The organism is Heyndrickxia acidiproducens DSM 23148, from assembly GCF_000374345.1.
GTDB lineage: Bacteria > Bacillota > Bacilli > Bacillales > Bacillaceae_C > Weizmannia > Weizmannia acidiproducens.
This window is the reverse complement of record NZ_KB893994.1, coordinates 25101-39431: the sequence shown is the minus strand read 5'-3', so window position 1 is coordinate 39431 and position 14331 is coordinate 25101. Positions and strand designations below refer to the sequence as shown.

Genomic DNA, 14331 nt, shown 5'->3' with positions numbered 1-14331 from the left:
TCTCTAAATAGGAGCTGAAGGTATGCCTTCTTATTACAATAAACGGTTAATGCGGTATCCTTTATATGGTTTGATTGCTGTTTCTTTCGTTTTGCTCGGGATCCTCTTCTTTTACCACTGGTGGATTACAGCGATCGGGCTGCTCATATTAGGGGTGTTGTTCTACTATGCCTTTTATTTAGAGCAGAAATCCAATGAAGAAATAGAGCATTATATCTCCACGCTCTCCTACCGTGTTAAACGTGTGGGTGAAGAAGCATTGTTGGAAATGCCGATTGGAATCATGCTTTATAATGAAGATTATATCATTGAATGGACCAATCCTTTCATGGCATCCTGTTTTAATGAAGATACGCTTGTGGGCCGTTCCCTGTATGATGTAGCGGAAGTACTGGTGCCGCTGATCAAGCAGGAAATGCATTATGAAACCGTAAGCCTGAATGAAAGAAAGTACCGTGTTATTATCAAACTGGAAGAACGTCTGCTTTATTTTTTCGATATTACTGAACAAGCTGAAGTGGAACAATTATACGAGAATGAACGGACGGTTATCGCAATTATTTTTTTGGACAATTATGATGAAGTGACACAAGGAATGGATGATCAGACAGTCAGCAGTTTGAACAGCCTGGTTACCTCTATTTTGAATAAGTGGACAATGGAGTTTGGCCTGTTTTTCAAACGGATTTCATCTGACAGATTTATCGCTGTTTTTAACGAGCGTATTCTCCGTGAACTGGAGAACAATAAATTTTCAATTTTGGACGAAGTCAGGGAAGCCACTTCAAAACAAAATATTACGCTCACTTTAAGTATCGGTGTCGGCGCCGGGGTTCCTTCCCTGCCTGAACTCGGGGAATTGGCGCAGTCCAGCCTGGATATTGCACTTGGGCGCGGCGGCGATCAGGTTGCCATTAAGCAGGCGAACGGGAAAGTCAAATTTTACGGGGGAAAAACCAATCCGGTGGAAAAGCGGACAAGGGTAAGAGCCCGCGTCATCTCTCATGCTTTGCGCGAAATTATGTTGGAACGGGATAAAGTCATGATCATGGGCCATAAGTTTCCGGATATGGACGCGGTCGGTGCGGCCATGGGAATACGGAAAGTGGCAGAAATGAACCATATAGAGGGTTATATTGTTTTAAACCCGTCTGAAATTGATACGAGTGTCCGGCGTTTGATTGATGAAACGAAACAGTATCCGGAACTTTATTCCCGCCTTATTACACCGGATGAAGCGCTGGAAATGGCTACTGAAGAAACATTGCTGGTCGTCGTGGACACGCACAAGTCGTCATTGGTCATTGATGAACGGCTTGTCCGGCGCATCGAAAATGTTGTTGTGATCGACCATCACCGGCGTGGCGAAGACTTTATCAAAAACCCGCTGCTGGTTTATATGGAACCCTACGCCTCTTCAACGGCCGAGTTGGTGACAGAGCTGATGGAATACCAGCCGAAAAATGGAAAAATCAATATGCTTGAAGCAACAGCCCTCCTTGCTGGTATAATAGTGGATACAAAAAGCTTCACATTACGGACAGGCTCAAGGACATTTGATGCGGCCTCATACTTGCGTGCCCAGGGCGCTGATACCGTTTTGGTGCAAAAATTCCTGAAAGAGGACCTGCGCTCGTTTATCCAACGTGCAAAACTCGTGGAAACCGTGAAATTTCCGCTGAATGGCATTGCCATTGCAAAAGGAAAGGAAGATACCATTTACAACCCTGTATTGATGGCCCAGACAGCTGATACAATTTTGACAATGAGTGGTGTCGATGCCTCTTTTGTGATTGGACGACGCAATGAGGATGAAGTCGGGATCAGTGCAAGGTCATTAGGAAAGGTAAATGTGCAGGTCATCATGGAAGCGATGAATGGCGGCGGCCATCTTTCGAATGCGGCGACACAGTTGGAAGGCGTGACTGTACAAGAAGCGGAAAACCAATTAATTCAAGTCATAGAAGAGTATTTGGAAGGGAGCCAGGACACATGAAAGTAATATTTTTAAAAGACGTAAAAGGCAAGGGGAAAAAAGGTGAAATCAAAAATGTGGCCGACGGATATGCCAATAACTATTTGTTTAAAATGGGAGCCGCCGTTGAAGCCACGCCTGCAAATTTAAAGAAAGCGGAGGCCCACAAAAAGAAAGAAGAAAAACTTGCTTTGGAAGAATTGGAAGAAGCGAAAAGACTGAAGGAAAAACTGGAAAACCTGACCGTTGAAATAAAAGCAAAGTCCGGAAAAGACGGCCGTTTGTTTGGATCCATTACAAGCAAACAAATCGCTGAGCAGTTAAAGAAAAGCTTTGATATCAAAATAGACAAAAGGAAAATTGAACTGGAGGATGCCATCCGGGTATTGGGCTATACCAAAGTACCGGTTAAACTGCATTCCGAAGTAACGGCCACCTTAAATGTCCATGTTTCCGAGTAAAACTAAATTTCCCAGCAACTTTTTGGGCTGTGCCATGATACAATAGATGCGTGAAGAGAAAATCGGAAAGGAAAAATGTGATCTTTTATCCAACGGTCACATTTTTTCTTTGTTCATACAGGATCGTTTAAAGGGGAGTATCCTCCTGATTTTAAATGCTGTAAAATTTGCGGGGAAGCGCTTGGCGGCAAACAGCCCCCCCTGCCGGATGCATTTTTACAGGAAGGCGGATACCTGTTTTCGATTTTAATACAATTGGAGGGTGAAGAATGAGTGAAATAATGGATCGCATGCCTCCCCAAAATATCGAGGCCGAGCAAGCCGTACTCGGTGCGATTTTTCTTGAGCCTTCATCGTTTATTACGGCTTCTGAAATATTGGCAGCGGAAGATTTCTACCGGAACGCCCATCAGAAAATATTCCAGGTCTTTATGCGGCTGAATGATGCCGGAAAAGCGGTTGACCTGGTTACGGTCGCGGAAGAACTTTCGGCAACACAGCAATTGGAAGATGTCGGCGGTATTTCCTATTTAAGCGAACTTGCTACAAGCGTTCCGACTGCAGCCAATATTGGGTATTATGCACAAATTGTTGCTGAAAAATCTTTATTGCGCAGGTTGATCAGAACTGCCACCAATATCGCCCAGGAAGGTTATACAAGAGAAGACAATGTGGAGGACTTACTGGATGAAGCGGAACGCAGTATCATGGAGGTCGCCCAGCGTAAAAACAGCGGGGATTTCCAGCATATTAAAGATGTTTTAGTCAGCACATATGACAACATTGAGATGCTCCATAACCGCAAAGGTGATGTCACCGGAATTCCCACCGGGTTTTACGAACTTGACCGGATGACAGCCGGTTTTCAGCGCAATGACCTGATCATTGTGGCAGCGCGCCCTTCTGTCGGGAAAACGGCGTTCGCCCTGAATATTGCTCAAAATGTCGGAACAAAGACAGAAGAGAATGTTGCGATTTTCAGTCTTGAAATGGGTGCCGAACAGCTCGTCATGCGGATGTTATGCGCGGAAGGAAATATCGATGCACAGCGGCTGCGGACGGGTGCTTTAACGGATGAAGACTGGCGGAAACTGACAATGGCGATGGGCAGCCTGTCAAATTCCGGGATTTTCATCGATGATACGCCGGGTGTAAGGATCAGCGAAATTCGTTCCAAATGCCGGCGCTTAAAACAAGAACAGGGCCTCGGTATGATTGTCATTGACTATTTGCAATTAATCCAGGGAAGCGTAAATTCACGCGAAAACAGACAGCAGGAAGTTTCCGAGATTTCAAGATCACTAAAGGCACTGGCAAGGGAACTCGAAGTGCCTGTCATTGCATTATCGCAGTTGTCCCGGAGCGTGGAGCAGCGCCAGGATAAACGGCCGATGATGAGTGATATCCGTGAATCGGGAAGTATTGAGCAGGATGCCGATATTGTAGCCTTCCTTTACCGCGAAGACTATTATGAACAGGATACAGAGAATAAAAATATTATCGAAATTATCATTGCCAAACAGCGGAACGGCCCGGTCGGCACCGTACAGCTGGCCTTTGTTAAAGAATATAATAAGTTTGTGAATTTAGAAAGAAGATTTGATGATGCCCCTGTCCCGGCATAGAACAGGGATAAAAGGAGATCCTTTAAAGAAAGGCTCCTTTTTTAATGGCCTGAATTTGCTATTTCACGAATAAAATTATCATCAAATTCCATAAATGTTCGGATTTACATTGACTATTTTGTATGAATACTGGTAAAATGAGGGTTGGAAAAAATGATTTGCAAAATAATGCGGAGGTGCACAGAATGTCGTCAGTTGTTGTGGTAGGTTCACAATGGGGAGATGAAGGTAAAGGAAAAATTACCGACTTTCTTTCTGAAAATGCAGAGGTCATTTCCCGATACCAAGGCGGAAATAACGCAGGCCATACGATCCGTTTTGATGGGGTTACTTACAAATTACATTTGATTCCATCCGGGATCTTTTATAAAGATAAGATCAGCGTCATTGGGAATGGAGTGGTTGTCGATCCGAAGGCGCTTGTTGAAGAATTAAATTACCTTCATGAGAGAGGAATTTCCACTGATAATCTACGCATCAGCAACCGTGCGCATGTGATACTTCCTTACCATATTAAACTGGATGGTGCGGAAGAAGACCGTAAAGGCCATCATAAAATTGGGACGACGAAAAAAGGAATCGGCCCCGCATATATGGATAAAGCCGCGCGAACCGGTATCCGGATTGCTGATCTCCTTGATTATAATGAATTTAAAGAAAAGTTAGCGCGTAATCTTGAAGAAAAAAACCGTTTGTTTGAAAAAATTTATGAAACAGAAGGCTTTACATTGGAAGAAATTTTAGAGCCTTATTATGAATATGGACAGCAGTTTAAGCAGTACGTTTGCGATACATCTGTTGTGCTGAACGATGCCCTGGATAATGGCAAACGTGTGCTATTCGAAGGTGCCCAGGGGGTTATGCTTGATATTGACCAGGGGACTTACCCGTTTGTCACCTCATCAAATCCAATTGCAGGCGGCGTAACAATCGGTTCAGGTGTCGGCCCTTCGAAAATCAATCATGTGGTGGGAATTGCCAAGGCTTATACAACGCGTGTCGGTGATGGGCCTTTCCCGACTGAATTGCTGGATGCAACGGGTGATCAGATTCGCGAAACCGGCCACGAGTATGGTACAACAACAGGAAGGCCGCGCCGCGTCGGCTGGTTTGACAGTGTTGTCGTGCGCCATGCAAGGCGTGTCAGCGGCCTCACAGACTTGTCTGTGAATCTGTTGGATGTTTTAACCGGCATTGAAACACTGAAAATTTGCACGGCTTATCAATACAAAGGAAAAATCATCGAAGAATTTCCGGCGAGTCTGAAGGTATTGTCTGAGTGCGAACCGGTTTATGAAGAGCTGCCTGGCTGGGAAGAAGATATTACCGGCTGCCGTTCACTGGATGATCTGCCAGCTAACGCCCGCCATTATCTGGAACGCATTTCGCAGCTGACGGGCGTGCCGCTGTCCATCTTCTCTGTCGGCCCGGACCGCTTGCAAACCGTTATCGTACAAAGTGTTTGGCGGGTATGATGAAAAAAGTGTTGCCGGTGTTACCAGGCGGCACTTTTTTACGTTTATTATTATCCATATGAAAATGAGAAAAAGGTTAAAAAAATTGTAGAAATATGTTGCAAACTTAACAAAGATTGTGTTAAGATTGTCTTTGTTGTTACAAAGATGTTATATATACATATACCAGGTCCTGTGGTGTAGCGGTTATCACGCCTGCCTGTCACGCAGGAGATCACGGGTTCAATTCCCGTCAGGACCGCCATTTCTACATAACTATTTATTGGATTTCGGCTCGGTAGCTCAGTCGGTAGAGCAAAGGACTGAAAATCCTTGTGTCGGCGGTTCGATTCCGTCCCGAGCCATTTATTAAAAAGCACTGCGATGACATAGACTCTCGTAGTGCTTTTTTTAATTACATTGGACAATTTTAATAGAAGTACGTTAAAATTGTAATATACACTCCGAATGCTATTGCGGAGCAAAATGATTTAAACTGATGGTCATTCATAAAGAGAGGATTCATTATATATTTGTATTTAATAGAGCAGAGGATGCCTCTGAAAATTCCGGAGGCATCCCTGTTCGTATGCTATCCCCCGGTGTGGGCGGAACGCTTTTTTTTAATGTAAGGAAATGATGACAAAGATAACGGGCCATGTAAGATATAGTTGAATGTTCCTGGCAGTTTTCATACCAAGGAAAAACTGCATCCATTTTGACAAAGGAGTTTTGAAGATGGACAAGAAAATATTGGTTGTCGATGATGAAAAACCAATTGCAGATATTCTGCAGTTTAATTTAACAAAAGAGGGATATACGGTTTATTGTGCTTATGACGGGGATGAAGCACTTGAAAAGGTTGAAGAAGTACAGCCGGATCTGATCGTGCTTGATATCATGCTGCCAAAACGGGATGGCATGGAAGTCTGCCGTGAAGTCCGTAAAAAATATGAAATGCCGATTATTATGCTGACGGCGAAGGATTCGGAAATCGACAAAGTGCTGGGCCTTGAATTCGGTGCCGATGATTACGTCACAAAGCCGTTTAGCACAAGGGAATTGATTGCGCGTGTCAAAGCGAATTTGCGGCGCCACCAACAGGTTGCCCAGAATGCAGCTGAGGAAGAGACGAATGAAATAGCGGTTGGCTCTTTGGTCATTCACCCGGATGCGTATATTGTTTCCAAACGCGGGGAAACCATTGAATTGACCCATCGCGAATTTGAACTGCTCCACTATCTGGCCCGGCATATCGGCCAGGTTATGACGCGGGAACATCTGCTTGAAACCGTGTGGGGCTATGATTACTATGGAGATGTCCGGACTGTTGACGTGACGGTAAGGCGGCTCCGCGAAAAAGTGGAGGATAACCCGAGCCATCCGGAATGGATTGTGACAAGACGGGGTGTCGGCTATTATTTGCGCAATCCTGAACAGGAGTAAATCATGAAAAAGGTAAAATTTTTCCAATCCATCCATTTCAAATTTGTTCTGATTTATATCTTGCTGATCATTGTCGCAATGGAGATTATTGGTGTTTATTTCATTAATAAACTGGAAAACCAGCTGGAAACCAATTTTAAAAAGTCCATTTATGATCAGGTGGATGTTCTGGAATACAGTATCCAGAACCTGTTGACGAAAAAACAGAACCAGGCTGATGATGTCACAGTTGAAGTCAGAAAGGTGCTTGCTGATTTTAATAACTCGGATGTGTCTGAAATCCGGCTTATTGACGGCCGCAGCGGCGTAATAATGGGTACTTCTTCCAATAACCAGGAAATTGTCGGCCAAAAAACGACAGAAGATATCATCAAACGCGCCATCGCGGTGAATCAGCGGGAAGACAAGATCTACATGGATAAGCAGACTGGCGAGAGAATGTGGGTACTCGCTTCCCCGATCAAGTCAAATGGCGAAGTGATCGGTTTTATTTATCTCGTTGCCAAAATCGAAAAAGTTTACCGGCAAGTCCAGGCGATTAACCAGATTTTTATGACCGGTACCGTTATTGCCATGATGATTACCGCCTTGCTTGGGATTATTATCGCACGCACAATTTCCAGACCCATTGCCGATATGCGAAAACAGGCGATGGCAATGGCGCGGGGGGATTTTGCCCGCAAAGTTAAGGTCAAGGGGAATGACGAAATCGGCCAGCTTGCCTACTCCTTCAATCATATGACGAAAAAGCTGCAGGAAGCACAGGCCAGTACAGAAGGGGAAAGAAGAAAACTCGATTCCATCCTTACCCATATGACTGACGGTGTCATTGCAACAGACAGAAGAGGGAGAGTTATCTTAATCAATGAACCTGCCGCAGACATGCTGGATGTTTCACGTGAAACAGTATTGTCCCAGCCGCTGATTTCCATTTTAAAAATAGAAAAAGAGCACCAGTTTGAAGATTTGTTGACGGAACAGGATTCACTCATTCTTGATTTCAGCACCGATGAAGAACCGTATATTTTACGTGCCAATTTTTCAGTCATCCAAAATGAAGCCGGTTTTGTCAGCGGGCTGATTACCGTATTGCATGATGTAACCGAACAGGAAAAGATAGATATGGAGCGCCGCGAATTTGTCGCCAACGTCTCCCATGAATTAAGAACGCCGCTGACTACGATGAGAAGCTATCTGGAAGCATTGACAGACGGGGCCTGGAAAGATGGGAAAATCGCCCCGCAATTTCTCAATGTTACCCAGAACGAGACAGAGCGTATGATCCGCCTTGTAAACGATCTTTTGAAGCTGTCCAAAATGGATAGCAAGGATGAACGTTTAAATAAGGAATGGGTTAATTTTATCGTGTTTTTCAATCATGTTATTGATCGTTTTGAAGTAGCGAAGCAGCAAAATGTAACCTTTAAACGCAAATTGCCGAAAACGGAAATCTTTGTCGAGATTGATGAGGATAAGCTCACACAGGTCTTATATAATGTGATCTCTAATGCCTTAAAATATTCACCGGAAGGCGGCCAAATCACCTTTAAGGTAAAAGAATTTGATGATAAAATCGAAGTCAGCATATCCGACCAGGGTGTGGGGATCCCGAAAGAAAATGTGAAGAAAATTTTTGAGCGTTTTTACCGCGTAGATAAAGCGCGCAGCCGCAAATTGGGGGGGACAGGCCTGGGGCTTGCAATCGCCAAGGAAATCGTGAACCTGCACGGGGGAAATATTTGGGCAAGCAGCAAAGAAGGTAAAGGCACGACCATTTATTTCACCCTTCCCTACGAACCTGCACAAGAGGATGAGTGGTCATGAGTTTAGAAAAAGTAAAAACCCTTTTATTAACGATACTGGTCATCGTCAGCGTCTTGTTAACATGGCTCATCTGGAACAACCAGCCGAATTATGACTGGCTGAATTTGAAGGATTTGGATAACATCTCCATTGCCAAAGAAAAAAAGGTTTCTGAAGTCGTGCTCCCGGTAAAGGTTCTTTACCATGAAAACAATGCTACGGTTGGGACTGTTCATGAGGGAGAAATTTCCCGTGTCATGAAAATCCTGCAAAATTGGAATTTCGATGTCAGTAACACGAAGATGCTTCCCAAAAATAATCTATATGCACTGATGTCCGGCCCTAACCGGATAGAACTGGACTTTCCAAATCCTGTCCCTTTCAGCGTCTACCGAAACGTATTCAATTTTACCAATAAAAAAATGCCCAATGCCAATTTCGACCACATCGTCCTGGAACTAAAAACGGGAACGAAAAATTCAAACCATGTTTACTTCATTTCACTGGAAACCAATCAAGTGTTTGAGGCAAGCATTGATCAAAAAGAGACCCAGTATTTAATCAAAAAGTTAAAAGACAACCAAGACCTGTACAAGCCTTACAGTGCTTTTCCGCTCGCAGGGAACCGAAAAATCTACCTGCCTGATGCAAGCCCGGTGGTCAATCGATATAAATACGCCACGACAGATATTGATATTGATAAATTTAAAAAAGCACTGTTCCGGGACCCGAACTTCGTAAAAAAAGTAACCGATGAATACACAAATGGAAACAGTCTGCTGAAAACAGATGATGACAACCAGGTGTTTTCTTTTGTCAATCCCGGAGAAGACATGAGTTATGGCATCATGAATAATCACTTGTTGATGCGGGCCATTGATTTTATTAACCAGCATAGCGGATGGACGGATCATTTTCAGTATTTTGAAATGAATGAGAAGAAGAATGAAGTCACTTTCAAGTTGTTTAAAAACGGCTACCCCGTATTTAATAGCGACGGAATGGCGGATATTCAGGAATTCTGGGGGGGAAATGAAATTTATAAATATACGCGCCCTTACTTCCTGCTCTCTTTAAATTTGCCGATTAAGCCGGCTAAAGTGGAACTTGACCCCGCAAAGCAGGTCGTAAGCCGATTACAAAATGATACATCTATTAATATGAATAAGGTTGAAGAGATTACAATTGGTTATCACTTATCAAAAGACGGGAACGGTGAAGGAATCCTCTCGTTTCAGCCTGCGTGGTATTATTGCTATAATGGAACATGGAAGAAGGTAGGAGGGGATGGAAATGGACTGGAGTAAAACGAAGACAATGTTTATTCTTGTCTTTCTAATCCTCGATATTTTTTTAGCCTTCCAATTGTACCATAAATATATGAAGAACCAGCTGGAGGTGCTCGACAATCCGACTACTGGTGTGCAAAGCCTGAAGGCCGCGAATATTACGTATGATGAACTGCCGAAAGGGAAAACAAAAAAGCCCTATATCAGTGCATCGGAAAAAACATTTACTGAAAAAGACACAAAGAAATTGGTTGGACAGCATGTTGAAATTATAAACCACAAAAAATTAATTTCCACTTTTAACAAACCCATTAAGCTTGGGAAGAAAATAGAAGCCGGGCAGCTGGAAACAGTCGTAGAAAAAAATATTTTATTCGGGGACCACTATAAATTCTGGAACTACGATAAACAGCTGAATCAGGTTATATTCTACCAGACCTATGAGGGAAGCATGATTTTCAATAACAAAAGCGCCAGGCTGACCGTCTATTTGGATGATAAAAATGAAATAGTTTCCTATGACCAACAATATTTAAGTGATATTACTAAATATAAAAAAGAAGAAGAGACTTTGTCAGCCACAAAAGCATTGGAGGCCTTGTATAAAAAAGGCATGTTGAAACCGAACAGCAAAGTGGCAGGTGTTGAGCTTGGCTACTATACAAGAGTACCTGAGCTTCAAGTATTGGTTCCCACCTGGCATTTTGTCGTCAAGCATGATGATGAAACGGACCATCTGTTTGTGAATGCTTTTGAAGGGCAGGTCAATCAGCTTGATAATGACGAATGATTTGGAGTGAAGCGATCATGGCAATGCAGTTTAGTGTTCTCGCAAGCGGGAGTACGGGGAATGCAGTATATGTGGAAACGGACGAGCATGCTTTTTTGGTGGATGCCGGTTTAAGCGGAAAACAAATGGAATTGCTCTTTCAGCAAATCGGGCGCAATATCGCAGACTTAAGCGGCATCCTTGTTACGCATGAACACAGTGACCATATTAAGGGAATCGGTGTACTGGCGCGCAAGTATAAACTGCCAATCTACGCCAATAATAAAACATGGTCAGTAATGGATGGCATGATTGGAGAAATTCCAACCGATTTGAAGTTTTCTTTTGATATGGAATCTGTCCAATCATTTGGCCATTTGCAGATTGAATCATTTGGCGTTTCCCATGACGCCATCCAGCCAATGTTTTATGTTTTTCACGAAGGCGGCAAGAAGCTTGCTGTCATTACGGATACAGGTTATATCAGCGACCGCATGAAGGGAACGATTTCAAACGCCAATGTATTCGTTTTTGAAAGTAATCACGATGTAGAGATGCTGCGGATGGGAAGGTATCCATGGAGCGTCAAACAGCGGATTTTAAGCGATATCGGGCATGTATCCAATGAGGACGCCGCACTTGCAATGAGCGAAGTCATTGGTGATCAAACGAAACGGATATATCTGGCACATTTAAGTAAAGATAATAATATGAAAGAATTGGCGCGTATGGCGGTTTCGCAAACCTTGCAGGAACAGGGGCTGGCGGTTGGAGAAGCGTTTGAATTGTATGACACCGACCCCAAAACCCCAACCATCCTTTCTGCGGTATAAAGACTGCCAGGTTTTAAATGGTATAGAGATGAAATACACATCGTTATGAATAGCAGCTGCCCTTGTTTATTCATATACAATGAATAAACGCTTACTGTTTTTAATTTTGTTTTAATCATGATTGATTATAATAAGGGCAAAGATTATTGGAAAAATTCATCTTCATGCTGGTCAGGGAGTCTCATCCGGCCTTCTTTTCCGAGCTGGATTCTTCTCCCGGATCTGATTTCGGCAGGCATGCGGAAATTACAGGTTGCAGCTGTCATTTTAAGGGTATTTACATTCTTATCATTGTTGAAAGGATTTGGTGGATAATGGGGTATTATGATGATCATCACGAAGAAGGAGTAAGAGCCAAAAAAAACAGGCGCGGAGGCAAATTCGGATACTTTCTCTCCGGGTTAATCGGCGTCATTGCGGGGGCTTTAATCGTCGCGCTTATTTTCCCGAGTTTCTTAGGAAACAACACGGAAACAGACTCTGCAACCGTTAAGTCAAATTCGGCAGCAAATACAAACACGGCGAACCCGGAAACGGCAAAAACCGTTTCCCTGAAAGTCACAACGGATATTACGAAGGCTGTGTCAAGAGCGGAAAAGGCGGTTGTCGGGGTCTCCAATATTCAAAAGCAAAGCGTGTGGTCCAATTCGGCTTATGGCAGCCAGGATTCCGGTTCATCCTCCTCTTCTTCTGAGGAAGGATCCGGTTCAGGGATTATTTATAAAAAATCCGGCGATAAAGCCTTTGTCGTCACGAATTATCACGTTATTGAAGGGGCCGATTCCCTGGAGGTTACCCTTTCATCAGGCAAAAAGCTTTCCGCTAAATTAGTCGGCGGAGATGTATGGACAGACTTGGCTGTGCTCGAAGTCAGCGGCACCCAAGTTGATACAGTTGCCCAATTTGGCGATTCCGATGCCCTCAAACTCGGGGAAACCGTCATTGCTATCGGAAACCCGCTCGGTGAAGAATTTTCAGGTTCTGTTACACAAGGGATTGTTTCAGGTGTTGACCGTACAGTGCCAGTTGACTTAGACAGTGATGGTACAGAGGACTGGCAGGAAGAGGTCATCCAAACCGATGCTGCCATTAATCCGGGTAACAGCGGCGGCGCCTTGATCAATGTTTCCGGCCAGGTTGTCGGCATCAACTCCATGAAAATTTCAAACGAGGCTGTTGAGGGAATAGGCTTCTCTATCCCGATCAATGCAGCAAAAACCGTAATCAATCAACTGGAAACAAAAGGGAAAATTGAACGCCCGGCAATGGGGGTCGGCCTTCAGAATGTTTCGGATATCTCCGCTTACCATCAGCGGGAAACCTTAAAACTGCCGGAAAATGTAACGAGCGGTGTGATGGTTGGTACCGTGGAAAACAATTCTCCGGCTGATAAAGCAGGCTTGAAGGAACTTGATGTGATTTATCAAATTGACGGCCAAAAGATTAATAATATTATTGCGTTGCGGAAATATTTGTACACCAATAAGCAACCGGGTGATACCATTAAGGTAAAGGTATACCGAAGCGGCGAGTCAAAAACATTCACGCTGACATTAACGACAGCGTCCGGAACCAATTAATCGCAAGGAAAAGGAAAGGCGCTTATGCTTTTCCTTTTTCCTTGTACAAATTTTTTAAAAGTTGTTCACAATTTAGTCCAGAGTTGTGGATAATCACCTGCCAGTTTGAAGATGTGGATTAATCAGTTCAGATCTGGTGTCATCCATTCCAGCGGAGTTTTTGGAAAAGAGAACGCCTTTTGAGGAATATTTAGAATAAAATGATGTAAAAAAACTAAGGTTTTGCAGAAATTGCTCGAAAAATAGGATATCTACAGCCTGTACATAGTGAAATTGTAAAGAATATATCTTGTGGGGAACGAGCATTCCTACACAAAATGTGGATAATTTTTGTGGATATGTGGATAACTCATGTAGATAGCCTGTTAGTAAAGTGGGGGTAAATTGTGAATATCTCAATTGTGGCAGTTGGAAAATTAAAAGAAAAGTATCTGAAACAGGGCATTGAAGAGTATGTAAAACGTTTATCGGCTTACGCAAAAGTAGAAATTATAGAAGTCGCAGATGAAAAGGCGCCGGAAGTATTAAGCGACGCTGAAATGGAAATTGTGAAACAGAAAGAAGGCAAGCGGATCCTGGACAAAATCAGCCCGGATACTTATGTCATCACGCTCGCCATTGAAGGAAAAATGAAAACTTCGGAAGATCTGGCGGCAGGTATCGACCATTTGGCCACATACGGAAAAAGCAAAATCGCCTTCGTTATCGGCGGCTCTCTTGGCTTAAGCCGCGATGTCATGCAACGCGGCAACGAAAGCCTCTCTTTCTCGAAAATGACCTTCCCGCACCAATTGATGCGCCTGATATTGGTCGAACAGATATACCGGGCATTTCGGATTATCCGGGGTGAACCGTACCATAAGTAGGACGTTTTTTAGGATGGAGCCGGCGTGCATAGCCGTTTTGCAAATTAGGAGATTAAACAGCTAAGAAAAATATATAATATTTTTCCCCTGATCATCAGAAACTATAAAAATATATATTATAATTTATACACAATTTTGATAAACTATGATTAGGGTATAATGGATATGGGAAAGGTGCAGGACAATGTTGACCGTTGGCTTGGTGTGATGTCAAAAGGAGTGTCTGTATC

Annotated in this window: 11 protein-coding genes and 2 tRNA genes; all 13 read left to right on the top strand. The window is 43.4% G+C overall.

Features of this window, described 5'->3' with window-relative positions:
* Positions 1-22: 22 nt before the first annotated feature.
* Complete coding sequence (locus tag C232_RS0108810) at positions 23-1996, top strand: DHH family phosphoesterase (protein WP_018663450.1); 1974 nt, start codon at positions 23-25, stop codon at positions 1994-1996.
* Positions 1993-2436 (top strand): 50S ribosomal protein L9, encoded by a 444-nt coding sequence (gene rplI / locus C232_RS0108805; protein WP_018663448.1) that lies wholly within the window; start codon positions 1993-1995, stop codon positions 2434-2436. The genes C232_RS0108810 and rplI overlap by 4 nt, the downstream gene beginning before the upstream one ends.
* Positions 2437-2705: 269 nt before the next feature.
* Entirely contained in the window at positions 2706-4061 is a 1356-nt protein-coding gene (dnaB, locus tag C232_RS0108800) for a replicative DNA helicase (RefSeq protein WP_018663447.1), read from the top strand.
* Between the two features lie 185 nt (positions 4062-4246).
* Complete coding sequence (locus C232_RS0108795; RefSeq protein ID WP_018663444.1) at positions 4247-5536, top strand: adenylosuccinate synthase; 1290 nt, start codon at positions 4247-4249, stop codon at positions 5534-5536.
* A gap of 168 nt (positions 5537-5704) precedes the next feature.
* Positions 5705-5780 (top strand) — tRNA-Asp (locus tag C232_RS0108790).
* Between the two features lie 27 nt (positions 5781-5807).
* Positions 5808-5880, top strand: a tRNA-Phe gene (locus C232_RS0108785).
* Between the two features lie 373 nt (positions 5881-6253).
* A complete protein-coding gene (yycF, locus tag C232_RS0108780; RefSeq protein ID WP_018663442.1) occupies positions 6254-6961 on the top strand; it encodes a response regulator YycF in 708 nt (235 codons plus the stop codon).
* A 3-nt stretch (positions 6962-6964) separates the two neighbouring features.
* Entirely contained in the window at positions 6965-8785 is a 1821-nt protein-coding gene (gene walK / locus C232_RS0108775; RefSeq protein WP_018663440.1) for a cell wall metabolism sensor histidine kinase WalK, read from the top strand.
* The gene (locus C232_RS0108770; protein ID WP_018663439.1) at positions 8782-10071 is read left to right on the top strand and encodes a YycH family regulatory protein; all 1290 of its coding nucleotides are present in this window, start codon (positions 8782-8784) and stop codon (positions 10069-10071) included. The genes walK and C232_RS0108770 overlap by 4 nt, the downstream gene beginning before the upstream one ends.
* A complete protein-coding gene (locus tag C232_RS0108765; protein ID WP_018663438.1) occupies positions 10058-10843 on the top strand; it encodes a two-component system regulatory protein YycI in 786 nt (261 codons plus the stop codon). The genes C232_RS0108770 and C232_RS0108765 overlap by 14 nt, the downstream gene beginning before the upstream one ends.
* Before the next feature lie 17 nt (positions 10844-10860).
* Positions 10861-11655, top strand: a complete 795-nt coding sequence (locus C232_RS0108760; RefSeq protein WP_018663437.1) for an MBL fold metallo-hydrolase — start codon at positions 10861-10863, stop codon at positions 11653-11655.
* Positions 11656-11969: 314 nt separating this feature from the next.
* Positions 11970-13235: a S1C family serine protease gene (locus C232_RS0108755; protein ID WP_026314541.1), complete on the top strand. Its 1266-nt coding sequence runs from the start codon at positions 11970-11972 to the stop codon at positions 13233-13235.
* Between the two features lie 386 nt (positions 13236-13621).
* The gene (gene rlmH / locus C232_RS0108750) at positions 13622-14101 is read left to right on the top strand and encodes a 23S rRNA (pseudouridine(1915)-N(3))-methyltransferase RlmH (protein WP_018663431.1); all 480 of its coding nucleotides are present in this window, start codon (positions 13622-13624) and stop codon (positions 14099-14101) included.
* Positions 14102-14331 lie beyond the last annotated feature (230 nt).

Bases quoted from the DNA above. Each gene is read 5' to 3' on its own strand.
- C232_RS0108810 (WP_018663450.1), top strand. From the start codon at position 23: ATGCCTTCTTATTACAATAAACGGTTAATGCGGTATCCTTTATATGGT.
- rplI (WP_018663448.1), top strand. From the start codon at position 1,993: ATGAAAGTAATATTTTTAAAAGACGTAAAAGGCAAGGGGAAAAAAGGT.
- dnaB (WP_018663447.1), top strand. From the start codon at position 2,706: ATGAGTGAAATAATGGATCGCATGCCTCCCCAAAATATCGAGGCCGAG.
- C232_RS0108795 (WP_018663444.1), top strand. From the start codon at position 4,247: ATGTCGTCAGTTGTTGTGGTAGGTTCACAATGGGGAGATGAAGGTAAA.
- yycF (WP_018663442.1), top strand. From the start codon at position 6,254: ATGGACAAGAAAATATTGGTTGTCGATGATGAAAAACCAATTGCAGAT.
- walK (WP_018663440.1), top strand. From the start codon at position 6,965: ATGAAAAAGGTAAAATTTTTCCAATCCATCCATTTCAAATTTGTTCTG.
- C232_RS0108770 (WP_018663439.1), top strand. From the start codon at position 8,782: ATGAGTTTAGAAAAAGTAAAAACCCTTTTATTAACGATACTGGTCATC.
- C232_RS0108765 (WP_018663438.1), top strand. From the start codon at position 10,058: ATGGACTGGAGTAAAACGAAGACAATGTTTATTCTTGTCTTTCTAATC.
- C232_RS0108760 (WP_018663437.1), top strand. From the start codon at position 10,861: ATGGCAATGCAGTTTAGTGTTCTCGCAAGCGGGAGTACGGGGAATGCA.
- C232_RS0108755 (WP_026314541.1), top strand. From the start codon at position 11,970: ATGGGGTATTATGATGATCATCACGAAGAAGGAGTAAGAGCCAAAAAA.